The organism is Thermogemmatispora aurantia (assembly GCF_008974285.1).
GTDB classification, from domain to species: Bacteria; Chloroflexota; Ktedonobacteria; order Ktedonobacterales; family Ktedonobacteraceae; genus Thermogemmatispora; species Thermogemmatispora aurantia.
The window spans coordinates 215,468-238,839 of record NZ_BKZV01000007.1; the positions used below are offsets into that span (position 1 = coordinate 215,468).

Sequence of the window (23,372 nt, forward strand, 5' to 3'; positions counted from 1 at the left end):
GGAGGCGGCCCTTGGGCCAGAAGATGACTGCCGAGTACCTGGCGAGCGGCCTGTGGGCTGCGGCGGCCTATCCTGGGGCCCGGCCAAGGGCGTGGATGAATTCCGCTCAACCAGGTTGTGGCCAGACCGTCCTCGGCGAGCCTTGTCTTATCCAGCCCTCTGGCCATCAGAACAGAGACCTGCCACCAATTGGTATCGCGGAGAAAGCCACTGTTGCCCACAGGCAAGCGGACAAAGCAAATGCTAGAGAGAAGGAAGAGAGGCTGGAGCTGGCTCTGGTCTGAGTCGGCGAGAGCGTGATGAGAACCAGTAAGGGAAGGGGAAGAGTTGAGGCGATACTGATCATTGCCCTGATAGGGCTTTGCTCTGCGGTAGAAAAATCGTATGGTAACCATGTGACCCTTTCTGGTGATGGAGGCTGATCCCTTGCTGGAGCAAAAAGGAAGGACGCCGAGACCGATCGTGCCTCGGCTGCGCGGACTACTGCCAGAAACGAGTATCAGAGGGACGGAGCACATAATAGGTAACATATGTTACTATTACTGGGTCCTAACAACATCCTCTGGAAGGGAGATAATGAGGGCACGACCACTGGTGACGGAGGCTGGCCGAAACTCGTCATTGAGCGCGCATTGACCGGGTGGCCAGCCAGCCATCGAAAGGAAAATGGAAGGTGCCCTACTGCTTTGCCGGGGAACTACTTCCCCGAGGTAGGGGCGCGCCAGTAACGTCGACGGAACAGCTCGTTTCCCTGACTGGCATTACTCTTCACCAGCCCGGCGAACTGCAGATGCTCCAATGCCTCTAACAAAAAGCGAGGACGCAGTTGCTCGGTCTCGACCTGGCGCTGGCGCAGCCGATCAGCTAGCTCAGAAAGTGTGATGCCCTCGCGCTCGGGCAGAGCGAGCAAGACCAGATGGGCCAGGCGCAGCCGCGCGAGCCGTTGGGTAGTCTGGGCAGGCGTTTCAGCAGGCTGCCCCTTGCCTGGGAGAAACTGCACTTCCAGTCTGCACTCGGGAGCACCATGCTTCATGCAAGCTACCTCGATAATACGAACAGCTTCTCCGTACCGTTCAGCGGCCCCTTCAATGGTGCCCCACAGCAGAGAACAGAGATGGCGGGGGCTGTCGTAGATGAGCAACAACTCATTGGGATTGCTGGAAATGCTCTCGTAGCGAAAGATGGGAGGGATGAGCTGAGATGAGGCGCGCCGCATCTGCGCATGGGCATCACGCATGGCCAAGAGGAGCGCGCGCCCGCTACGTACCTGGCTGAGCAGGTAGGCGCAGAAGTGCCCTGTGAGGCCATTGAGCAAGAAGTAACGTCCGTACTCGCGGAGGAGCGTATCTGGACTCAGCTTCGTCAGCTTGCTGGCGGCCTCGACGCCGATGAGCCACTGCTCATCTTTGTAGATGCGACTTGCCAAAGGTACGATGTGGCTCTGTATGCCAATGGCTTTGCGGTAAACCTCTAAAAATTCTTTACCGAAGCGCTCATAGAGATACCGCTCCCACGTCACAACGATTAACCCTTGCATAATACACCTTCCTCCAGACAGAACCTCATGGCAGGTATGGCTCGCTCTGCCCTAACCTGCCTTGTCTTGCCTCACGCGCTCTCTGTCCCCAGGCAACTTGTGCAGGAAGCGTGCCGCTCCTGCCCTTGACAGAAGTGGCAAGAGTCATCTCCAGCCGGCTTGCAGGCAGTACAGCAGTCGATCAGCGCTCCTGACCCTGGCGCTTTGCTCTGCCCTAATCACTGTGGAACCCAGGCGCTGAGCCAGAAGGAGCGCCCTTGCTCCCGCTTCCTCCCGGGCCTTGCTGCTCGTCTGCTCCTTCGCTGGCTTCTCCACAGGACAGCTCTTGAAAACGCGCTTCTCGTGAAGCGTGACTATAGTCATGTTTTTAGAGTATTACAAGAAGCATATCCTTTTTTCTCCTGTGTTGACCTCCCTCGACCGGGGGGATGGTCCTGCAAAAAGCATTGATAGTCAGCCTGGTCGTCTCTCAATCTTCTGTTCTCTCTACTCCTTTCCTGGAAGGGACGGGGCACCACCTGTCACCGTCCAACGCCTCTCGCTTGCGGTGATTTCTCGACACAATGATATTATATATTTCTCTCTTTGTCTTATCAATATAGAAAGGAATATTATACAAGAATATTTAATCAGATTTTTATGTCAACCTATGGGTATTCTTGTGTACCATTTGGCAACAGGAGAAGAAGCGGTCTGCGATGGAAGGGAAAGGAACTCATCCTTATCTCTGCCCGTGGCCTGGTAGCGTGTTCTATAATACTAGCGTTGCTGGCAGCCAGGAACGAGCGAGGCGGCAGCTGGATGGAGGGCGCTGAGCCGAGCGGGGAGCGACGCCGGGGAGAAGTAAGGAACAAGAGAAAGCAAATCTCAAAAGGAGGTGCTATCGTTGGCTTATGGAAAAGGTACGTATCTGGGCAACGGTGACACGGGCACGTACGCTGCCTGTTATGGTTGCCCCGGTGGTCCTGGGGGCTGTTCTGGCCTGGCAGGAGGGCTACAGCTTCCAGTGGGGTCTCTTCCTGCTCACCCTGGTAGGAGCGCTTGCGGCCCATCTCGGTGCCAACGTCGTTAACGATGTCTTTGATTTCACGGCAGGAGCTGATGCCCGGGCGCTCCAGCTACAGAGCCAGGGCGAAGCACTCACCACTGGCTCACAGGCCCTCTTCAGCGGCAGAGCCTCGCTGGCCGACTATCGTCGGCTCTGGGTGATCCTCTTCGCCATAGCCTTGCTGTGTGGTCTCATCCTCAGTCTCTGGCGTCCCTGGGTCCTTGCCCTGGCTGGGGCCGGCTTTTTGCTAGCTTTCTTTTATGTCGCTCCTCCTCTACGGCTCGCTTATATTGGCCGAGGCCTTGGAGAGCTAGACATCTTCCTCTCATTCGGTCTACTGCCACTGGTGGGTGCCTACTATGTTCAAGCAGGAAGTATCAATCTCTCTGCTATCCTCGCTGCTCTGCCTGTTGGACTCTACACCACTCTTGTACTCTACTTCCATCACTTTCTCCATTGGCGAGCTGATCGCGAAGTGGACAAAAAAACACCAGTGGTGCTGCTGGGCGAGGCCAGAGCGCGGCAGCTGGGAGCGGCATTGCTGGGTCTCACGGCCCTCCTCATTGTCATCGACATTCTCCTTGGGGTCTTCCCCTGGTATGGCGTACTCGCCGCTCTCACAGTCATGCCTGTCTACCTGGCCCTACGCCGCGCCCAGGGCGAGCTGAAGCAGTATCTTGCTCTCATGGCTCAGAACATGAGCAGCAATCTGCTCGCAGCGCTCTTGCTGGTGCTGGCCCTGCTTGTGCGAGGCTTCACGCATTTCTGAAGGAGAGTCTGGCGACCGGTTCAGCCCCGACGGGCTGACTAGGCTTCTATCCCGCCATGCCTGCGCTCCGGCGACTAGCAGCCTCAGAGGCGGAGCAGGGTGCTGGCAGTGACGGGGGGTTCAGCGTGGTGGCCCTTGTTGAATGCGATGCAAGGTCTCTGCTGCCTCCTTCGCTGAAGGCAAGATGAATTCTACCCACCAGGTTGCCCCGGCCTCGGCAAACTGCAGGACCTGCCGCCGGGCCGCTACTGGGTTCTGGGGGCTGCTGCCACCTACCACGAGGTCGAACCCTTCCAGGCTGCCACGTTCAGCGAGCAAGAAACGCCGGATGGCCGTGACATCGCCTGGCGTCAGCAGGCCATCCTCTCCATCGCCAGCCAACTTAGCTGGACAGAAACCGTCCCAGCGCGCAGCTCGGCGGGCTGGGGCGCGGCGTGGCCAGAAACCGCCGATCCAGATCGGGATGTGTGGTTGCTGGAATGGAGCTGGTCTAAAAGTAAGAGGGCGCACCTGGTAGTAAGTCCCCTGGTAAGAGAAAGGCTGTCCGCTGAGCAGGCCCGCCAGAACCGTCAGCCCTTCGTCCAACATAGCCCCTCGCTGCTTCAGATCGCTGTTCTCTCCAAAATAGGAATCTTGCAGGTCGCCCAATCCGCAGCCCAGGATCAGCCGGCCCTGGGAGAGATGATCGAGCGTCACCGCCTCGCGAGCCACTTTCCAAGGCTGGCGCACTGGGAGCGGCACCACCGTGATTCCCAGGCGTATCCGACTGGTGTGCATAGCGATCGCTGTCAGTACCAGCCAGGGATCAAACGTTACCTGTGCTCTCTCCCAGTAGACCAGGTAATCCTCCAAAAAGACGCCGTCCCAGCCGGCAGCCTCGGCGGCACAGGCGTAGTCAACCAGGCGCTCAATAGAGCCATTGATACCGGATAAAGGTAATGCTAATCCGTAGTGCATACAATTCTCCCTATGGACCAGATGCTACTCAGCCAGCGAACGCAACCAGTGCAAGTAGCCGCTGCTGCTATCGAGGGCTGCCAGCTGTCCGCTAGAAGTACTGACATAGAGCTGCAGTGGATTGGTCGGCGCCAGGGCAAGATCTCTGATAGTGTCAGCAAAACGGGTTTGCCAGCGAAACTGACCAGTAGTGCCATCGAGAGCCAGCACCGCGTTATTATTCACCGCAGCATACAACATCGTACCGACAACATCGTACCGTTCGGCTGAACGCTCATCAACCCCTGGCCAGGGTAGCGCTGTTGCCAGAGCGGTTGACCATTGCTGACAGAGACTGCCATAAGCTGGGCCTGCGGCTGATCCTGACGCTCCAGAGCTAGATAGAACATGCCATTGTACTCCTGGGCCAGGATAGCAGGAAGAGAGTCACAGCGCCGCCATAGGTATTGCCGGGCGCGGTCTTGGCCACATCAGTCAGCGCAAAAAGAACCTGTCCTGTCTTGGCCTCCAAGGCCTTGATCAGCGCTGCTGAGGTCAACGAGTAGACCAGATAGCGTTTCCCATCAATGAGCGTATTCGCGAAAAGGCGACCTTCCTCTGTCCCTTGCCAGAGCAGATGGCCATCGCTGGCACGTATAGCCGCTACAATTGTTCTCTCTCCAGAGCCTGGGAGACAAGGAAGGCTGGCACGTGGGGTCACTGCTGGCGAAGCAGCAAAGCAGGGGTCGCTAATATAGACCCCTCCATTGGCCACGAAAGGCGAAGAAGGCAGGAACTGGGAAGCCGCAACCGGCAGGGTGTAGCGCCAAAAGAGACGTCCATCGTGGGCCTGTACGACGGAGAGTATGCCCTTACTGGAGAAGGCGTAGAGCGTATCGCTGCTGACTGTCAGCAGAAGATTTTGGTCGCTCGTCAGAAGGGCAGCCGACTCAAGAGTTGCAGTGCTGGGCGGAGCGCTCGCTCCAAGTAGGAAGGCCGCCCGCAGTAGAGGAAGAAGCACGGCTAGCAGCAGTATCAGCAGCAATAGGTCCAAGGCGCTGCCCAACAGCCAACGGCGAGCGCGAGCCTCTTCCCATCAGCGCAGCCAGGGAAATGGCACCTGCGAAGCGCCGGGCAGAGGGACAAGCTGCGGCTCTTCCACTATTGCAGGAGATGATCCCGGCTCAGCCTCAGCTTGTGACTCAGCTGCCGAAGGAGGAGTCCAGGAAGTCCCAGCAGAAGACGAATCGTCGGCGAAGAAGCCATGATGAGACTCGGGCATGTCTGCTCTCTCCCCCATGCTGGAGGCTTGCTAGAGTGAAGCCTATTGAACATCCTCCACTCTTACAAAAAGCCAACGAAGAAAGATTTGTCTCTGGCTCCTGGCTCTCCCATAGGGGCCGGGAGCCAGAGACTCTGATTCCATCTCATCTCGCCCGTGTCAGAGCGTAAGGCGGCAGTGCAGAGCCATGCCGTGCCAGGGCGCCTCTCCCCCACTGCTAAGCGACATTCTCGAAAACAGCGGCAATGCCCTGGCCGCCACCAATACAGAGCGAGGCCACCCCGTATTTCAAATGGTGGCGACGCAGCTCATGCAGCAAGGTAATTGTCAAACGGGCCCCGCTGGCGGCCAGCGGATGGCCAATTGAAATGCCCCCACCGTTCACATTGGTCTTCTCACGCGGCAAGTCCAGCTCCCTCTCCACCGCCAGGTACTGGGCGGCAAAAGCCTCATTGACCTCGATACGGTCCATATCCTCCAGGCGCAGATCTGCCCGCTTGAGCGCCTGACGAATCGCCGGCGCCGGGCCGATGCCCATAATCTCAGGAGGCACGCCCACTACACTCCAAGAGACCAGGCGAGCCATCGGCTGCAGATTGTGGCGCCTCACCGCCTCCTCAGTAGCCAGGACCACACAGGCGCCCGCATCGTTAATTCCGCTGGCATTGCCAGCAGTTACCACACCGCCCTCGCGGAAGCGTGCGGGCAGCTTAGCGAGAGCCTCCAGCGAGGTATCGCGAATGCCCTCATCCTGGCTGAACTCCACCGCATTGCCCTTACGATCGCGCACCGTCACCGGTACAATCTCCTCTGCCAGCCAGCCAGCTTGCTGAGCGCGACGTGCAGCCACCTGACTGCGCAGCGCGTAGGCATCGACCTCCTCGCGCGTCAACCCATAGCGCTCGGCCAGGTTCTCCGCCGTAATGGCCATCCCGCAGCCGATATATGTATCGATCAAGGCCTCCCACAAGCTATCTTCCAGCTGCGGGGCCTGACCCAGCTTAAACCCAAAGCGGGCGCCGCGAATCACATGGGGAGCCTGGGTCATATTCTCCGCTCCGCCGGCCAGTGCGATCTGTCCCTCGCCAAGCAGGAGGAGCTGAGCCGCACTCACGATAGCCTGCAGACCCGAACCGCACAAGCGATTGACCGTCAAAGCTGGCACCTCGATCGGGAGGCCAGCCTTCAAAGCGATATGACGGGCAAAATAGATAGCGTCCTTGCTTGTCTGCAGCACGTTGCCCATCACTACCTGGTCGACCAGTGCCGGCTCGACCTTGCTCCGTCGCAACGCCTCTTTGGCGGCGACCACGCCCAGATCGATAGCGCTGATCTCCGAGAGGGAGCCTTGCAAAACACCGACCGGTGTGCGTGCTCCTGCGATAATAAAGATATCTTGCGGCATCGAATCACCTCATCTTTGATGGTGAAAGGAAAGCAACATATATGCACTAGCATGCGATGGCGACAGAGGCGCAGGCCGCGGTCGAAGAGAGAGCCTGCCCTGGCGCGCGTTCTGTTGCCAGTGTACCACATTGGCAGGCGAGTGCCCAGGCGGACAGTTTCCCTGGAAGTAGAAGGCCAGGCGAGTGAGGTGATTGCTCTGGCCAACGACCTGGGCGAGCCTGGCGGGCGACTTCCTCTATTTGTCTCTCCTTGCGTGGCATGCTCCTGACCCTTGTTGCGAGGGCGAGCCTGTAAAGGAGCCTGCTAGAGCCAGTTTGGCCCTTAGAAAGCCGTAGAACCACATTCCGACAGCCCGCGAAATGTGTTATAATAATCACGTACACCACTCCTCTGATGCGGTCATAATTACTGAGCAATAGCCAACTGCAGAAAGGGAGGTGCTGGGCGCCAATCTCATCCATAAATAGGCATATGCCTTGTTATGGAAGCTGTGGGTGAGGGCGCACCTGAGCGGGTGCGAGGGCAGATAGAAGGTGTTTGCGACATCTGGTGGTGGCGACCTCCTACCTGGTAGGTAGCAGGCAGAGTCGCCTGTGGAGAGTGCAGGTCCGGGCAGCGAAGCTAGCAGAGAGCTGAGTGCCCGAGCCGGTAAGCGAGGCACACCGTGCCTGATCATTAATATCTCGACAGAAAGGTGGGAACGTCAATGGCCCAGATTGCAGCAGAGCGCAGCGAACCCGCTGCCGCCGCAGTTGCCAATCCCGCTCCACTTGGCCTGGCCGCATTTGCCTTGACCACATTTGTCCTTAGTGTTGTCAATGCCGGTCTTGTCTCCAGCAATGGTATCAATGATGTTCTTGGTCTGGCATTCTTCTATGGTGGCCTGGCGCAGTTGCTAGCGGGCATGTGGGAATTCCGCAACCGCAACACCCTTGGAGCCACGGCCTTCTCGACCTACGGTGCTTTCTGGTTGGCCTTTGGCTTTACCGTCTGGCAGAAGCTGCTGGTGACTGGTCCGATCCTGGGCTGGTTCATGCTGGCCTGGGGGTTGATCACCCTGCTCTTCTTCCTGAGCGCCCTGCGCACCGATATAGCCCTGATGGCCGTTCTCTTCTTCCTCTTCCTGACCTTTGTGGTACTGGGCATTGCTGAGTTCAGCGGCAACTCGGTGATCACCAACGTTGCTGGCTGGCTTGGCATCGTGACCGCTCTGCTGGCCTGGTATCGCTCCTGGGCAGGGATTCTGGAGAGCGGTCAGGGGCCGTTCCGCCTGCCGGTTGGGCCAATGGCCTGAGCTGGCTAACTCGTTAATGATAGAGGGCTTATAAGGCAAGGTTCATCTCATCGCCGCAGCAGAGACAAGAGTGGTAGCGGCGTGACAGGCCAGCCACCTGTCACGCCCCTTTGTTTCTGGCCCAAACGGGGTACTCCCTGGCCGTCTCCCCTTCTTCCCCCTCTTCCTGGGCAGTGCAGTCTACTCGTGTTCCTTGTCCCCCCTCTTGGTTACACTCTCTGCCTGTCTTTGGAAGGGCAAGGCAGAAGAAGGTGGACTGGTCCCCCGGGCCTTGACCGGGCGAGAGAGCTACGCTATAGTGTAACGCAAACGTTTCACTCTAGAATCACTCAACTGCATTCGTCCGTGTTGCGGATTGTTTAGTGAGGCCGTATGACAACAAGCACAGAGGCACAGGAAACCGCCGAAGCGGCACCGAGAGATCTCCATGAGTATCTCAGCGCACTGGTTAGAGAAGCGGCGAGGAGCTACCTGGCCCGTGAGCAAATCGATTATCCTGTTGAGGAACTCCCCATCGACCTGGGCTTCTCCGCCCAGGCCAGCTTTGGGGACTACTCCGTTCCACTCATGTCATGGGCCGCGAAGAATCGCCTGGGGCGGCCACCGCTGGTCATCGCCGAGGCCCTGGCCGACTATCTGCGTTCGCTGAACCTGCCGACGCTGCAGGAGGTCACGGCCACGCGCCCGGGCTATCTCAACTTTCGTCTGAACCGCCCGTTGGTGAGTCGTGACATCATGGTACGTGTGCTAGAGGCTGGCCCTGACTTTGGGCAGAGCGAGACAGGGGTGGGCACCAAGGTAGTGGTCGAGCATACGAATATCAACAGCAACAAAGCGGCCCACGTTGGCCACCTGCGGAACTCATGCTTAGGAGATACCCTGGTACGTATGCTGCGGACCCAGGGCTACCAGGTTGAAGCCCAGAACTACATCGACGATACCGGAGTTCAGGTGGCCGACGTCGTTGTCGGCTTCACCCTCCTCAAGGAAGGTCGGCTCCATCTCCCTGAGGGTGATGAGCCTTTGCCAGGCGAGCCGTTTGACTACTACTGCTCCCGGGTCTACGTTGCTGTGGGCAAAGCTTACGACGAGCAGCCGGAGCTACTGGAGCGGCGTCGTGCAGTGCTGCGGGCTATTGAGCACGGCAGTGAGGCCGAGGCCGGTCGGCCAGAGGAGGGAGCGGATTACGCAGCCCTGGCCGCCGATCTCTCCCAGCGCATTGTGCAGGCTCACCTCAAGACCATGTCCCGACTGAATATCTCCTATGACCTGCTCACCTGGGAGTCGGCCATTCTCCATAGTGGCCTCTGGAAGAGAACCTTCGAGGTCCTGAAAAACCGCGGCCTGCTGCGGCGCCCTGAGAGCGGCAAGCTGGCCGGTTGTTGGATTCTGCCGTTTGGCGAAGGTGAGTCGCAGGACGAGGAGAGTGAGCATACGCTGGACAAAGTGCTGGTCAAGAGCGATGGAACGGCGACCTACACCGCCAAGGATATCGCGTACCAGCTCTGGAAGTTTGGCCTGACCGATGATCCGGCCTTTGATGTACACTTCACCTTTGTGCCGTGGGGGCGCCAGCACGATGGGCGCCTGCTCTGGACTATGCGCACCCCGGGACTTCAGGGGGAGGCGAGTCAGGAGGGCGATCCGCTCCGTTTCGGCCATGCCCAGCGCGTTATTAACGTCATCGATGTACGCCAGTCCTATGCCCAGCAAGTAGTCTACGAGAGCCTGCGCCGCCTCGGCTATGAGGAGCAGGCCAGCAACTCGACGCACCTTGCCTACGAGATTGTCACCCTCTCCGCTGCGACCGCAGCAAGTCTGGGAGTGGACATCTCCGATGGGCGCGAGTTCTATCCGATGTCGGGGCGCAAGGGCATCGAGATCAAGGCCGACGACCTGATCAATGCGGCTATTGCCCGTATGAAGGAGGTCAAGCCGGACCTGCCCGACGAGACCGCGGCCATTCTAGGGGCCTCGGCGATCCGCTACTTTATGATCCGTTTTAGCCTGCAGCAGGTGATCGCCCTTGATATGGAGGAAGCGCTCCGACCAACGGGAGACACCGGGGTCTATCTCCAGTATGCCTATGCGCGCGCCAATAGCATTCTGCGCCGCCTGCAAGAGAGCGGCTACGAGGTCCCTGAGCGCCTGGAGGAGTTGCCGCCGGTCCTGGAGCAGAGCGAGTGGGAGTTGTTGCGCCATATCGATGCCTATCCGCGTCGCCTGGCGGAGGCGACCAGCCATCTGGCGCCCAATCTGCTGGCCGCCTATGCCTATGACCTGGCCGCTCACTTCAGTGATTTCTATGAGCATACGCCTCCCATCGTCAAGGAGGAGGACCAGCGCGTCAAGGCCTTCCGCGCCTGGATTGTGCGCACCACGGCGCAGGTAATGAATAATGCTCTGCGCACACTCGGCTTTATTCCACTGGAGCGCGTCTGAGCCGCAGAGTAAGCGCACATCAAGCAAGCGCGAGGTAGAAAGAAGCAGACAGCAATGGCAGCAAGAAGGGCACGGCTGCGCTTTGGCCTCAAAACGGCGCAGCAGTTTGTGAGCTATGAAGAGATCCGACGGGTCTGGCAGGAAGCGGATGCACAACCGGCCTTTGAGCATGCCTGGCTCTTCGATCATTTTATTCCACTAGGGTCGGAGGAGCAGAGTCAAGGTCCCATCCTGGAGGGCTGGACTGTACTGGCGGCCCTGGCGGCGCAGACGCAGCGATTGCGCCTTGGCCTGATGGTAGCCGGCAACACCTACCGCCATCCCGCCGTGCTGGCCAAGATGGGAGCGACGCTTGATCTGATCTCGGGGGGACGGCTTGACTTTGGCCTGGGAGCCGCCTGGTTTGAGCGCGAGCACCGGGCCTATGGCCTGCCTTTCTACTCCACGGGCGAGCGTATTCGGCGCCTGGGCGAGGCCTGTGAGGTGATCAAGCGCCTCTGGACAGAGCCGCGCGTTACCTTCGAGGGCAACTACTACCGCTTGCATGAGGCTCCGTGTGAGCCGAAACCGCAGCAGAAGCCCCATCCGCCCTTTGTCATTGGCGGCAGCGGCGAGCGCTTGACGCTACGCGTTGTCGCGCGCTATGCCTCAATCTGGAACTATAACGGCAGTGATGTAGACGAATTTCGCCACAAGCAAGCCGTGCTGGATGCGCATTGTGCCGCCATCGGGCGCAATCCCCAGGAGATCGAACGCTCGATCCAGCTCCCTGTTGATCCGGCCCGCCCGCTGGCGGCGCTTCGCGCGGCTGCCCGAACCTTCGTCGAGGCTGGGGCCACGCACCTGATTCTCAATCTGCGCCCTCCCTATCCCCCGGACATCGTCGCGCGCCTGGCCGAGGAGGTCGTACTTCCGCTCCAAGAGGAAGCCGAAGCCGCGGAAGAGTGGCAGGTCGAAACAGGAGAGTGAAAGTTCTTACTAGCCTTTTCCGCCTCGCCCTCCGACCTGACAGCTGGCCCTGGTAGCTGTTCCCTTAGCAGAGGGAACGATCTGCTGGAGGATACGGGACGGGGGACGGAAAGGTCAGAAGGTAGCAGCTAACTGAAGGCGGGGGTGGGCCAGCGATCGTCTCTCTATCTCTGCCATCTGCGTGGTAGTAAGAGAAGAGGCGGGAAGGTAGAGGGGTATGGCGCGGAGGATGCCACAGCTGAAGGGGAGCGAGGATCGCCAGGCCGCGCTGAGCAAGCGAGCAGACGCTGAAGCGAGACAATTGGCGGATCGGCTGAGCTAATAACTGTGGTCTGTGTGGGGCCTGGCGGTTGCCTCACCTGAGCACAAGAGCTATAATGGTTACGAAAAGCGGCATTGTTGAGGTCGCAGTTTTTCTTTCATCGAGGCACAAATAGCACAGGGAAGGACGACGCGCGTGGCCCAGAAAAAGCCCATCTCCTCAGCGAGTGAGGAAACGACCAAAAAGAATATTGTGGAGCAATTGCTCCCGCGAGCCTTTCGCAAAAGCGAGCGCCCGAAGAGCGTGCGCGAGCTAGGCCTCAGCGTTCTCAAAAATCTGCCAGCCAATCTGGCGCTCATGCAAGCTTTCATGCGAGCAGTCAATTGGAAGCAGGCTCATGAGGAAGTGATGGCCGGTCTCAGCAACACAGTGGTCATTGTCGGGCGGCCCAACTCTGGCAAAAGCACCCTCTTCAACAAGATCATGGGGAAGAACATTTCCCTGGTATCTCCCGATGCCGGGACCACTCGCGCGCTGGTGCCTGCCGAATTTGGTCCGTTCACCCTCATCGATACTCCCGGCCATCTTCCCGAGATTACCAGGGGGGCGCTGGAGCAGGCAAGCGTGATTGTGCTCTTGCTGGATGGCGTACGGGGGCTTCAGGCAGAGGACCGTGAGCTATACAACGAAGTGAAAGCTTTAAACAAGCCCGCGGTCATCGCAGTGAACAAGATTGATGCCTTACCGGCTGGCTTAGATGGCGATCGCCTGGCGACTGAGATTGCCGTACGTCTGGGTGTAGCTGGGGTTATTCCGATCTCGGCCCAGAACGGCCAGAATATTGCTGAAGAGCTGATTCCGGCCATCATCGAGGCCAGTCCCGAGGCCGCCCTGGTTATTGGGCGAGAGCTACCAGCTTTTCGACGCAGTGCGGCCCAGCGCATTATTCGCAACGCCACGCTCCTCAGCCTGGCCGCTGGCCTGGAGCCGGTGCCTTTCATTGATATTCCCATTATCCTGGGAACGCAGGTGCGTCTGGTGCTGCGCCTGGCCGCTCTCTATGGGGAACCGATCTCCTCCAGCGAAGCGATGCGTCATGCGCGCGAGCTGATCCTGACAATGGTAGGGGGGGCGGGTCTGCGCTACCTGGCAGAGCAGGTGGCCAAAGCGGTGCCTGTGGGGGGGGACCTGGTAGCTGGTGCTATTGCGGCTGCTGGAACATGGGCCATTGGTCAGGTAGCGCTGGAGTACTATGACAGCGGCAAGCAGCTCACGCCCCGGCGTCTCCAACAGCTCTACCGTTGGTTCTATCGGCGCTTCCGTCAAGAGAGGACTATTGAGGAGCTGCAGCGCTCTGCCCGCGAAGAAAGAGATGAGCGGCTTTTGCCGGGAGGGATAGAGCCAGCGCCCTCCGGGGCGGGACCCGAGCCAGGTCGGAGCGAGTAGAGTAGGAAGGAGAGAGCGCTCTGCCCGCTCTTGGTCGGCCACACTTATCTCACGGCAGCGGGGCAGCAGTTGTAGCATTCTGCTGGCTGGTCTAACCAGGAGCCTGAAACCACAGGGTCCCTGGCCTGGTATGAGACTACAACGAGAAGAAAGAAGATCATGTCGTTCCCCTATGAGCGTTATCGGACACTGCTGGATAGCTTTCTGCTCTACTATCCGCGGGGGTATGAGCAGCAAGCGCAGCATCTCCTGCTGAAACTCAATCAGGCAGCGGAAGAGCTAGGCCGTTTGCTTAAACTGCCGCTGCCGGAGCTGGAGATCATCCTGGTCGCGCCGGCTGACTGGGAGAAGGTGCCTCATGATGAGGATCTGGGGAAAGCGCAGACCCGGCTGCCCTATTTTACCAATGCGACAGAGCCGCCCTCATTGGTCGTGCCGACGCAGCTTGACCCCATCATTGGCGAGCCGGCAGCCGAGAAGCTGACCTTCCTCCTGTACCACGAGCTGGCCTATGCTTTTTTGGAGCAGGACCCGCGTCCCTGGCCGGAGGACTATCCGCTCTGGGCTGATGAATGGCAACTGCAGTTTGCTGCCCTCTGGCTCTCCCATCGCCTCGACGGTCAGCACGACGTGGTTAATCGTGATCTGCATGAGCTGTATGCAGAGATTTTCCTGGCGGAAGAAGATGGGAAGACGCCGGTCACCATTCGCAGTTTCAGCTGGGATGAGGAGACCTCGGCTGAAGATTATCTGTGCTTTGATCTACTGCTAGAGCGCTTTGCCCTCGACCTCCTGAAGCGCGCTGGCCCCGAGGTCTTGCCGCGCTTTCTGCGCGAGTATCGGAAGGAGCAGCGCGCTTTACTCAGCGATGAGGTCACTGCCATGTTGGGGGCCGCTATTGGCCCGGATGGAGTGGCCTGGCTGGAGAGCTTGCCCTACTTTTAGTTTGGCGAGCGGACGAGCAGGCCCGTCGAGCGGCTCTCCTGTCGACTTCGCCGTCGCTCCCGTAGCTTTGGCTTTGTGTACTCATCGATCGTTATCATTGGCTGCACTAATGTGAGGATACTCCATGTTTCAGCGCGTAGCAATTGTCGGATTAGGATTGATCGGCGGCTCGATCGGTCTGGCTCTCCATCGGGCAAAAGCGGCCCAAGAGGTGACCGGTTATGACCTGGGGCGTGGGGTTTGTGAGCAAGCCCGCAAGGTGGGAGCCATTGATCAAGCCTATGACTCGCTGGCCGATGCCGTGCGCGGCGCCGAGCTGGTAGTGCTGGCGACCCCCGTGGGGGCGATGCGGGCCCTCCTGCAGCAGTTGGCCAGCTGCGTGACTCCCGGAACCGTCATTACTGATGTGGCGAGCACGAAGGCCCAGGTCATTAGCTGGGCGGAGGAGTTCTTGCCAGAGAATGTCTCGTTCGTTGGTGGGCACCCGATGACTGGTAAAGAGGTTAGCGGAGTCGAGGCTGCCGATGCTGGCCTCTTCCAGGGACGTATCTATTGTCTAACGCCAACGGCGCGGACCCGCCCGAGTGCTGTCAACAAGGTCGCCAGCTTCGTGGAAGCCTTGGGAGCCCGCATTCGTTTCCTTGAACCGGCGGAGCACGATGGCCAGGTCGCCTATGTCAGCCATCTGCCTTTTGTGGCCGCCATCGCTCTCATGACAACCGCCGCCGAGGCTCCATCCTGGGGCGATGCCGCCTTGCTAGCTTCCAGCGGCTTCCGCGACATGACGCGCCTGGCTGCCGGTAGCCCCGAGATGTATCGCGATATCTGTCTGACCAATAGTGAGGCCCTGGTGCGCAGCCTCAATGAGTATCTGCTGACACTTGCGCGGCTACGCGATCGTATCGCGGCTCACGATCCGCATTTGAATGAGATCTTTGCCCGTGCCCAGGAGCTGCGCCTGCAATGGCAGGCCACCTTTGGCTCTACGGGCCCAGTCGGGCCACGGAGTCACGAGCTTGGCCGCAATGGATCGTCGAGTAGCTAGGTGCTCGCTCTGCTTCTCTGCCACATGGAGCGCAGCCCCTCGCCTTGACAAAGCGACAAAGATATGTTATACTCTTTCTAAAGAACTGAGGAGCAGCGCTAGCAACGGCCTGCTCCTCGTACAAAATGCTTGCTAAAGTTGGCAAGCGGTGCTTTCTTTTTTTGCGGAAAATTGTCAACAATCTTGTAGACATGATTGTTAAATGAGAGAGCGCTGGCTTGCAGGCCGATGTGGAGTTGGCTATGTGCTCAACACATGCGAGCGACGCTTGATTATTGCCGTTGTCGTTGTTGACAATTTTGTAGACAAGATTGGTGGCAAAGCTCTGCCGGGCGAAGGGGCCTGGCGCACACGCTGCACAGCGCAGTCACCGGGAGTCGTGACCCGCTACAAAGGAGGTTCCTGAGCCATGTCTGAAGCGCTCTGCTTTGACATTGCTCACCTGGGGCATGTTGAGCTATTGACCCCCAGCTTTGACGAGAGCCTCTGGTTTTTCGTCGAGGTTCTGGGCATGGAAGAAGTTGCCCGGCTAGGACGCTCGGCCTATCTCCGTTGCTGGGGCGATTATGAGCAGTATTCTCTCAAGCTGACCGCGCATGAGCAGGCCGGAATTGGTCATACAGCGCTGCGGGCAATGAGTCCAGAGGCTCTGGAGCGACGGGTGGCCGCCCTGGAGCAAGGAGGGATTCGGGGGGTGTGGATCGAGGGGGACCTCGGTCATGGCCGGGCTTATCAGTTCCGTGGCCCCGACGGTCATCTGCTGGAGCTCTATTATGAGACCGAATACTATCAGCCTCCTGTCCATCTACGCCCTGCTCTAAAGAACCAGCCTCAGAAGTTGACTGGGCGAGGAGTTGGGGTCAAGATGCTCGATCATGTCAACTTTCTCTCTTCGTACGCCGAGGCTGACGGCGAGTTTGTCGAGCGCTATCTTGGCCTGCGCCTGACTGAGCAGATCCTCCTCAACAATGGCCGGCGCCCGGGACTGTGGTACCGGGCCACCAACAAATCCTACGACCTGGTCTACACCCAGGATGCCACTGGTGCCAGAGGGCGCCTCCACCATATCGCCTTTCACGTCGAGTCCAACGAACTGATCTGGCGGGCCGCCAACCTCTTTGTCGATCATGGCGTCTTCATCGAATTCGCGCCGAGCAAGCACGCCATTAACCAGACCTACTTTGTTTATGTTTATGAGCCGGGCAAGAACCGGATCGAGGTCTGCTCTGGCGGCTACCTGGTCCTGGCTCCCGACTGGAAGCCCATCACCTGGACTGAGGAGGAGCGTGCGCGCGGTCAAGCCTGGGGGAACAAGACTGTAGAAACCTTCCATACCTATGGTACACCGGTGGTTTGAGGAAGATGGGAACTCAGCTATTGAATGAGCAGACCTGCTATGAGCGTCTTCGTAACTGGATCATTGACGGCACGCTGCAGCCTAATGAGCGTCTGATCGAGCTTGATCTGGCTGCGCGGCTGGGAACTGGACGAGCGACCATCCGCACCGTGCTGGCCCGCCTCGAACAGGAAGGGCTGGTTGTGCGCGAGCCGAACCGTGGCGCGCGTGTGCGTTTCGTCTCGCCTGAGGAGGCTCTAGAGATCTTAGAGGCACGCACTGCCATAGAATCGCTGCTGGCCCGTTTTGCTGCCATGCGGGCCCGGCCCGAGGATATCGCCCAGATGCGCGACCTACTGGTGCAGATGCATGCCTGTGTTGAGCAAGGCGACCTCGTCTCCTACTCTGCTCTGAACACGGCTTTGCATCGGGTGATCGCCGAAGCTGCTCGTCACCGTACAGCGGCCAGGTTACTAGAGACACTCGGCTCGCAAAGTGTGCGCTATCAGTATCGCACCATTCTGGCGCCCGGTCGTCCAGCTACCTCGTTAGCCGAGCATGATGCAGTTGTTAGGGCTATTGCTGTCCATGATCCTGATGCCGCCGAGCAGGCCATGCGCGCCCATCTCTCGGGTGTCTGTGAAACCCTGCGACGCCTGAAGCAGGGCCACTGATGGCCCAGAGAGCAGGAGCCTGGGCTTACTCGCGGGCGCATGCTGATAAGGAAAGGTCGTCTGCTACCCCTGCCAAGTTGCATGAGCCGGTGAGTGGCCCGATCTGCTTGAGAGCAAGGATAGGGAAGCCTCCACACATCACAAATCAAAGCGTAGAGGAGAGTGAGCTGGTTGATTGACAGAGAGCGTGAGGATCTCGTCCGCTTACTGGCTGGTGCTATCGACATGCACCTTCATATTGAGCCGGACCTGATTGAGCGCAGCACGGATGATCTATCGCTGGCTCGTGAATTCGTCGCCCTTGGCTGGTGCGGCTTTGTCCTGAAATCGCACTACTTTCCCACCGCCGAGCGGGCCAGGGTAGTCTCTGCTGCTGTTCCTGGGTCCCAGGTCTTTGGGGCGGTGGCCCTCAACCACGCCGTGGGCGGCTTCAATCCAGTGGCTGTCGATATCGCTGGCCGGGCTGGCGCGCGCATTGTCTGGCTGCCTACCGTCGACGCAGCCAATGAGTCGCCGGAGAGGCAAGCGGCCCGTGGCGAGCGGCACCAGCCATTTTGGACCCGCATTCAGCAAGAGATCCGGGCCAAAGGCTGTGCTCCAGAGCCACTTAGTGTCTTCGATGAGCATGGTCAGCTGCGCCCCGAAGTGCGGTCCTGCCTTGCTCGTGTCGCCGAGTATGACATGGTGCTGGCCACAGGGCATCTAGCGCGAGATGAAATCTTTGCAGTAGTGGCAGCAGCACGGGAGAGCGGTGTTAAGCGCATCGTGGTTACTCATGCTCTCTTCCCCTCACAGGCCCTCTCCATTGAGGAGCAGCAGCGGCTGGCGGATATGGGGGCCTATATCGAAGGCTGCTATACCACCTTCTACACCAACAAATGCCCGTGGGAAAGACTCTTCGCTGCTATTCGCGCTGTTGGTCCAGAGAGAACCGTGCTATCATCCGATCTTGGCCAGCGCTCAAATCCATCGATTGTCTCTGGTCTTCTTGATTTTGCCGCTCGTTTGCTAGCAGCTGGTTTCACGCGCCGTGAAGTTCAGCGCATGCTCGTTGAGAATCCTGCGCGGCTGGTGGCAGACGAGTAAACGTGGCCTGCGGTTGCAGACCGTCTCGGTGCTCTGCCTGCGCCGGCCAGGCAAGCAAGACCAGGCAAGAGATAAGGCGAGAGCCATACGGCTGAGCCGGGCAAGGCTGAGCAATAGTGAGGCTTTAGCAAATCCTTTGGTTGAGTGAGGAGAGAGCGTCTATGACTAAGGCTGCAGAAACGGGTACCTTGATGGTCGTGAGCGCCCATGCTGCCGACTTTGTCTGGCGTGCTGGAGGAGCCATTGCCCTCTATGCGCAGCGTGGTTGGCGCACGCGAGTTCTTTGCCTTTCCTTCGGGGAGCGAGGCGAATCGGCGCGCCTGTGGCAGGAAGGCAAGACAGTGGAGGAGATCAAGGTGATCCGCCGGGCTGAGGCTGAGCGGGCCGCGGCGATTCTCGGGGCAGAAGTACGTTTCCTGGACGCTGGCGATTATCCACTTGACGTGACCTCCGAGCTGCGTGATGCCCTGGTTCAAGAGTTTCGCCAATATCGACCAGACATCATCTTGACCCATTCTCTGCAAGATCCCTACAACATGGACCATCCGCGCACGACCCAGCTGGTGCTGGAGAGCCGTATTCTGGCTCAGGCGCATGGCTATCCCTCCTCCTATCCCGTCATTGGGGCGCCGTCGGTCTTTCTCTACGAGCCACATCAGCCGGAGCAGTGTGGCTTTCGCATCGACCTTCTGCTCGACATCACGCCGGTCTTTGACAAGAAGCGCCAGGCTATGGAGTGCATGGAGGCGCAAGAGCATCTCTGGGCTTATTACACCGATGTAGCCAAGCGGCGTGGCGTGCAGGCGGGGCGCAACTCCGGCCAGCGCGTGGTCTACGCGGAAGCCTATCAGCGTGTCTACCCCTCCGTTGGAGGTGAGTTTCTATGAGGCGTCCCATCGTCGTCACAGAGGTGCCGCGACCAGAAGCGGCTCTGGTCGAACAGTTAGCAGCCTATGGCGTGGCGACTGTTCACGAAGCCCTGGGCAAAGAAGGCTTATTACAGCCGTATCTGCGTCCCATCTATCCCGAAGCGCATGTGGTGGGGAGCGCTGTTACCGTCCTCTGTCCTCCTGGCGATAACCTCATGGTGCACGCAGCCATCGAGGTTTGTCAGCCTGGCGATGTGCTGGTCGTGGCGACAGAAGCTCCCTCGACGGATGGCATGTTTGGTGAACTGCTGGCCACCTCTGCGCGGGCGCATGGAGTAGTTGGCCTTGTCATTGACGCTGGAGTGCGCGATGTGGAGACGCTGAGTGCCATGCGCTTCCCGGTCTGGTCGCGAGCCATCTCGGCGCGAGGCACTGTCAAAGAAACGGCAGGAGCAGTCAATATACCGGTCGTCTGCGCAGGTGCCCTGATCAGGCCAGGCGATGTCATCCTGGGCGACGCCGATGGGGTAGTGTGTGTTCCTCGCCAGGCTTTGGCGCAAACCATTGCCCAGGCCGCCGCCCGTACCGCTAAAGAAAATGTCACCCGTGAGCGTCTGGCCGCTGGTGAGCTAGGCCTGGATCTCTATGGCCTGCGCAGTAAGCTCAAGGCTCTTGGCGTCGAGTACGTGCGCTATGACGAGTGGGAGGAATGAACTATGCGTCTCGGCTTCATCGGCTTTGGTGAGGCTGCCTCGGCGATTGCTACTGGACTGGCGGAGGAAGGACTACGTGACCTGTACGCTTACGATGTTGTCTGCGGTCCGGCCCTCACTGAGCGAGCAGCCCGCTGCGGAGTCCGCCTGGTGACCAGCCTGGCTGAGCTTGCTGCCCAAGCTGATCTTGTGCTCTCGCTGGTCACAGCGAGCGGCGCCTTGACAGTAGCGCGTGAAATTGCCCCACATCTGCGAGCTAGGACTCTCTATGCTGATCTCAACTCGTGTGCGCCGCAGGTCAAGGCCGAGATTGGCCAGGTGATCACTCAGCTAGCCCCGAACGTCAGCTATGCCAGTGTCGCCGTTATGTCTGCCGTACCTCCGCTGCGGCACCGCGTTCCTCTTGTGGCTGATGGGCCAGGGGCCAGACGCCTGCGCGAGACTCTGGAGCCCTATGGCATGAACATCGAAGTCCTGGAAGGACCACTGGGTGCGGCGGCCACTCTCAAGATGTGTCGCAGTGTGGTGCTCAAAGGCATGGAAGCCCTCTTTCTGGAAGCCTTGCTGGCAGCTGAGAAGGCGGGCCTGACCGAGCAGGTGCTGGCCTCGCTCAATGCCTCTTTCCCCGACAAGCCTCTGGGGGATCTCGGTGCTTATTTGCTGGAGCGACATCGGCTCCACGCCCAGCGCCGGGCTGACGAGATGCAAGAGGCAGCGGCGACCCTGGCCAGCTTCGCGATTGAACCCCTCGTTTCTGCTGGGGCTGCCCGACGCTTGCGCTGGTCAGCGGAGCGGCTGACCAGCACGGTGGAAGTGTCGGGCAGCGGGTCTGAGATGGGCAGTGAGGACCTTCAGGCTAGGAGTTATCGCACCCTCTTACGTCGGCTCAATGATACTCAAAAGTGAAGAGGAGGTGTAAACACAGCAAAAAATATTAGCTTGATAGACAGAGTGAATAGATGGTATTCTCACTGGTAAGTGAGAAAAGTAGCAACGAGAGCTACAGAGTGCCGACACTCAGGAGAAGCCAGCCGGGGAAGCGAAGTCGCTGCCTGTGTCATAGCGGGCTGGTCGGCCTTCCTCAGCGCTGAAGGGAGCGAAGCTGCAGATCGGGCCAAAGGAACCGGGGCGTAGCTTGGAGTGCTAAGCGTCTCTCGATGGAGTCCAGCGAGCCAGGGTCGAGGCCTCCATTACTGGAGACGCTCAGATCGACAGGGCACGCGACGGGCCAGGTCTGCCAGCGTGCCGGAGTATTGTTCATCGGGTCAAGTGAACAAGCGGACGAGTAGACGAGAAAAAAGGAGTTTGCAGGTATGGCTTCGCCGCAGAAGAGGTCCTTTTTCCGCTACGAGAACGGTGTCGTTCTCATGATGTTCTTCACCTTTGGCTTCGTCTTCATGGAGCGACTCAGCATTGTCTATCTCTTCCCATTCATCGCCCCTGACCTGAAGCTCAACAATGCTGAGATTGGCATGATTGCCTCGGTGCTTGCGGTATGCTGGGCAGTCTCCGGGTTCATCTTTGGCTCGATCTCTGATCTCGTTGGTTCGCGGAAGAAGGTCTTGCTGCCCATTACCCTTGCCTTTTCGCTCTTCTCCTTCCTCTCAGGGCTGGCGCGCAGCTTTTGGCAAATGATCCTCGTGCGCGGCCTCATGGGAGTTTCTGAGGGGCCGGTGCTGCCATTAGCGCAGGCGAGCGTCATCGCGGCCTCCACGCCCGAGCGTCGTGGCTTCAACCTTGGTTTTGTCCAGAGCTCGTTAGGGCTGATTGGCTCATTCCTGACGCCGATCATCGTCACCCAGATTGCTGTGCATTACTCGTGGCATGAAGCCTTTTATCTGGTAGGTGTGCCTGGCCTGATAATGTTCTTTGTCCTGCTCAAATGGATGCGTGAGCCTGGCCGGGGCACTGCTCAGGAGGCTGAGGCGGTTGAGCACACCAAGGTGCGCCTGGCAGACATCGGAGCGGTCTTTCGCCATCGCAACATGTGGTTCTGTGTGCTCATCGCTATCTTCTCAATGACCTGGCTTTTTGCCTTTACCACCTTTGCCCCGACCTTCCTGACGGAGGTAAGCCACTATTCACCTGATGAGATGGGCCTGATTATGTCCGCGGTAGGTTTGGGGACCTTTGTGTGGGGTTTTGTCGGGCCGGCCATCTCTGACCGTCTGGGCCGCAAACCCACCTTGATCCTCTTCGCCTTCGTCGCTTGTCTGTCGCCGATCTGCCTGGCGTTGTTGCGCGCCCCGGTGGGAGTCATGATGGTGGTCGCTTTCCTGACAACCGTTGGTCAGGCTGTCTTCCCGCTCTTCCTGGTGATTATTCCAGGCGAGTCCCTGCCGTATCGACTAGTGGCCAGCGCGGTCGGCCTGACCCAGTTCATTGGGGAGCTGGTAGGTGGTACTTTTGCCCCCTGGCTGGGCGGCGTGGCCGCAGATCACTGGGGGCTGGTGGCTCCAATGTGGATTGCCGCCGCGGGCATGCTGGTCAGCGCACTCCTGGCTTTTGGTCTCAAGGAGACTGCTCCAGCCAAGATCGGACGGAGAGCGCTGGAGGCCCAGGAAATCGTACCTACTGCCTGACTCCATTGCCTTGATTGACCCTTTCCCCTCTCCTAGAAGCGAGCCCCTTCCAGGAGCTCGCTTCCCTTTTTGAGAAAATTTCTGGCAAATTGGCCAATACCCCCTTGACAACCAATCCAGGCTGTGAGATAATCTCACTCGCCTCGCAGAGAGAAACAAAAAGACAGCGAGGCCACTCAGCGAAAGCCGGTCACCCCGCCCATCGCTGGTGGGCTGCCCAGATCCAACATTGGCAGCCAGTGCCAGTTACCTTCTGTTTCCAGGTGCTCCACGTGGTGGGGTTTTCTGCCCTCAACGAGATGGCATCGTGGAAGATGATGAGCGTAGGGAGACAACAACGGCCTGAGTGAGACCAGGTTAGTGTACCTTGACAATTGAAGAGTGGAAAACAGCAGAGGCGGATGTGCTGTGTTCGCTACTGACGGATTGCGGTGAGAGCGATCCTCTTCTCAAGAAGCTCGCCGTCAACGCAAGTAGGTCCGTCAGGCGAGGCGGCGCAGATGGCCCTGACGTCCAGAAGAACATAATGGCGGATGGTTTGCTCAGCGGAGGCTGGGGAGCCAGCCGCTGAAGATAGAAGCTCGACATCGTATGTTCAATTTAAGAACTGGATGGCGAGTTTGATCCTGGCTCAGGACGAACGCTGGCGGCGTGCCTAACACATGCAAGTCGAACGCCCTCTCCGCGAGGGGAGGGAGTGGCGGACGGGTGAGGAACACGTGGGTGACCT

At 59.0% G+C, this 23,372-nt stretch carries 21 protein-coding genes and 1 rRNA gene; 16 read left to right on the forward strand and 6 right to left on the reverse strand.

Annotation, left to right across the window (positions count from 1 at the left end; translation table 11 throughout):
• Positions 1–697: 697 nt before the first annotated feature.
• On the reverse strand, positions 698–1,537 hold the full coding sequence (locus tag KTAU_RS19165) for a heme NO-binding domain-containing protein (RefSeq protein WP_151729884.1): 840 nt from the start codon (positions 1,535–1,537) through the stop codon (positions 698–700).
• An 893-nt stretch (positions 1,538–2,430) separates the two neighbouring features.
• Between KTAU_RS19165 and KTAU_RS19170 the strand changes: the two genes are divergently transcribed.
• Entirely contained in the window at positions 2,431–3,354 is a 924-nt protein-coding gene (locus tag KTAU_RS19170) for a prenyltransferase (RefSeq protein WP_151729885.1), read from the forward strand.
• Positions 3,355–3,474: 120 nt separating this feature from the next.
• Here the strand turns inward: KTAU_RS19170 and KTAU_RS19175 are convergent, their stop codons facing one another.
• From KTAU_RS19175 to KTAU_RS19190, 5 genes are all read right to left on the reverse strand, one after another.
• A complete protein-coding gene (locus KTAU_RS19175; protein WP_151729886.1) occupies positions 3,475–4,311 on the reverse strand; it encodes an LLM class flavin-dependent oxidoreductase in 837 nt (278 codons plus the stop codon).
• Between the two features lie 24 nt (positions 4,312–4,335).
• The gene (locus KTAU_RS19180; protein ID WP_151729887.1) at positions 4,336–4,551 is read right to left on the reverse strand and encodes a hypothetical protein; all 216 of its coding nucleotides are present in this window, start codon (positions 4,549–4,551) and stop codon (positions 4,336–4,338) included.
• Entirely contained in the window at positions 4,533–4,700 is a 168-nt protein-coding gene (locus KTAU_RS21695) for a hypothetical protein (protein WP_170293435.1), read from the reverse strand. The genes KTAU_RS19180 and KTAU_RS21695 overlap by 19 nt, the downstream gene beginning before the upstream one ends.
• The gene (locus KTAU_RS19185; protein WP_151729888.1) at positions 4,688–5,335 is read right to left on the reverse strand and encodes a PQQ-binding-like beta-propeller repeat protein; all 648 of its coding nucleotides are present in this window, start codon (positions 5,333–5,335) and stop codon (positions 4,688–4,690) included. The genes KTAU_RS21695 and KTAU_RS19185 overlap by 13 nt, the downstream gene beginning before the upstream one ends.
• 454 nt (positions 5,336–5,789) lie before the next feature.
• Positions 5,790–6,977, reverse strand: a complete 1,188-nt coding sequence (locus KTAU_RS19190) for an acetyl-CoA C-acetyltransferase (RefSeq protein ID WP_151729889.1) — start codon at positions 6,975–6,977, stop codon at positions 5,790–5,792.
• A 708-nt stretch (positions 6,978–7,685) separates the two neighbouring features.
• On the opposite strand from KTAU_RS19190, the gene KTAU_RS19195 reads away from it, so the two are divergent.
• The 15 genes from KTAU_RS19195 to KTAU_RS19260 all read left to right on the forward strand — a co-directional run.
• On the forward strand, positions 7,686–8,273 hold the full coding sequence (locus KTAU_RS19195) for an acetate uptake transporter (RefSeq protein ID WP_112427099.1): 588 nt from the start codon (positions 7,686–7,688) through the stop codon (positions 8,271–8,273).
• A 372-nt stretch (positions 8,274–8,645) separates the two neighbouring features.
• Positions 8,646–10,715 (forward strand): arginine--tRNA ligase, encoded by a 2,070-nt coding sequence (locus KTAU_RS19200; protein ID WP_151729890.1) that lies wholly within the window; start codon positions 8,646–8,648, stop codon positions 10,713–10,715.
• 54 nt (positions 10,716–10,769) lie between these two features.
• Entirely contained in the window at positions 10,770–11,684 is a 915-nt protein-coding gene (locus tag KTAU_RS19205; protein ID WP_151729891.1) for a TIGR03560 family F420-dependent LLM class oxidoreductase, read from the forward strand.
• A gap of 457 nt (positions 11,685–12,141) precedes the next feature.
• Positions 12,142–13,392, forward strand: coding sequence for a GTPase (locus tag KTAU_RS19210; RefSeq protein ID WP_151729892.1), 1,251 nt, complete (start codon positions 12,142–12,144; stop codon positions 13,390–13,392).
• A gap of 159 nt (positions 13,393–13,551) precedes the next feature.
• A complete protein-coding gene (locus tag KTAU_RS19215) occupies positions 13,552–14,337 on the forward strand; it encodes a hypothetical protein (RefSeq protein WP_112427091.1) in 786 nt (261 codons plus the stop codon).
• Positions 14,338–14,461: 124 nt separating this feature from the next.
• A complete protein-coding gene (locus KTAU_RS19220; RefSeq protein WP_151729893.1) occupies positions 14,462–15,382 on the forward strand; it encodes a prephenate dehydrogenase in 921 nt (306 codons plus the stop codon).
• A 244-nt stretch (positions 15,383–15,626) separates the two neighbouring features.
• The gene (locus tag KTAU_RS21700) at positions 15,627–15,788 is read left to right on the forward strand and encodes a hypothetical protein (RefSeq protein ID WP_170293436.1); all 162 of its coding nucleotides are present in this window, start codon (positions 15,627–15,629) and stop codon (positions 15,786–15,788) included.
• A gap of 3 nt (positions 15,789–15,791) precedes the next feature.
• On the forward strand, positions 15,792–16,739 hold the full coding sequence (locus KTAU_RS19225; protein WP_151729894.1) for a VOC family protein: 948 nt from the start codon (positions 15,792–15,794) through the stop codon (positions 16,737–16,739).
• A 5-nt stretch (positions 16,740–16,744) separates the two neighbouring features.
• Positions 16,745–17,392: a GntR family transcriptional regulator gene (locus KTAU_RS19230; protein ID WP_151729895.1), complete on the forward strand. Its 648-nt coding sequence runs from the start codon at positions 16,745–16,747 to the stop codon at positions 17,390–17,392.
• A 225-nt stretch (positions 17,393–17,617) separates the two neighbouring features.
• A complete protein-coding gene (locus KTAU_RS19235) occupies positions 17,618–18,478 on the forward strand; it encodes a DUF6282 family protein (RefSeq protein ID WP_151729909.1) in 861 nt (286 codons plus the stop codon).
• Positions 18,479–18,639: 161 nt separating this feature from the next.
• Positions 18,640–19,365 carry a PIG-L deacetylase family protein gene (locus KTAU_RS19240; RefSeq protein ID WP_151729896.1) on the forward strand — a complete coding sequence of 242 codons (726 nt, stop codon included), beginning with the start codon at positions 18,640–18,642 and terminating at the stop codon, positions 19,363–19,365.
• Positions 19,362–20,060 (forward strand): 4-carboxy-4-hydroxy-2-oxoadipate aldolase/oxaloacetate decarboxylase, encoded by a 699-nt coding sequence (locus KTAU_RS19245; RefSeq protein WP_151729897.1) that lies wholly within the window; start codon positions 19,362–19,364, stop codon positions 20,058–20,060. The genes KTAU_RS19240 and KTAU_RS19245 overlap by 4 nt, the downstream gene beginning before the upstream one ends.
• A gap of 3 nt (positions 20,061–20,063) precedes the next feature.
• Positions 20,064–20,966, forward strand: coding sequence for an NAD(P)-dependent oxidoreductase (locus KTAU_RS19250; RefSeq protein ID WP_151729898.1), 903 nt, complete (start codon positions 20,064–20,066; stop codon positions 20,964–20,966).
• A 407-nt stretch (positions 20,967–21,373) separates the two neighbouring features.
• Entirely contained in the window at positions 21,374–22,642 is a 1,269-nt protein-coding gene (locus KTAU_RS19255) for an MFS transporter (protein WP_151729899.1), read from the forward strand.
• A gap of 608 nt (positions 22,643–23,250) precedes the next feature.
• A 16S ribosomal RNA gene (locus tag KTAU_RS19260) occupies positions 23,251–23,372 on the forward strand; the annotation flags it as partial.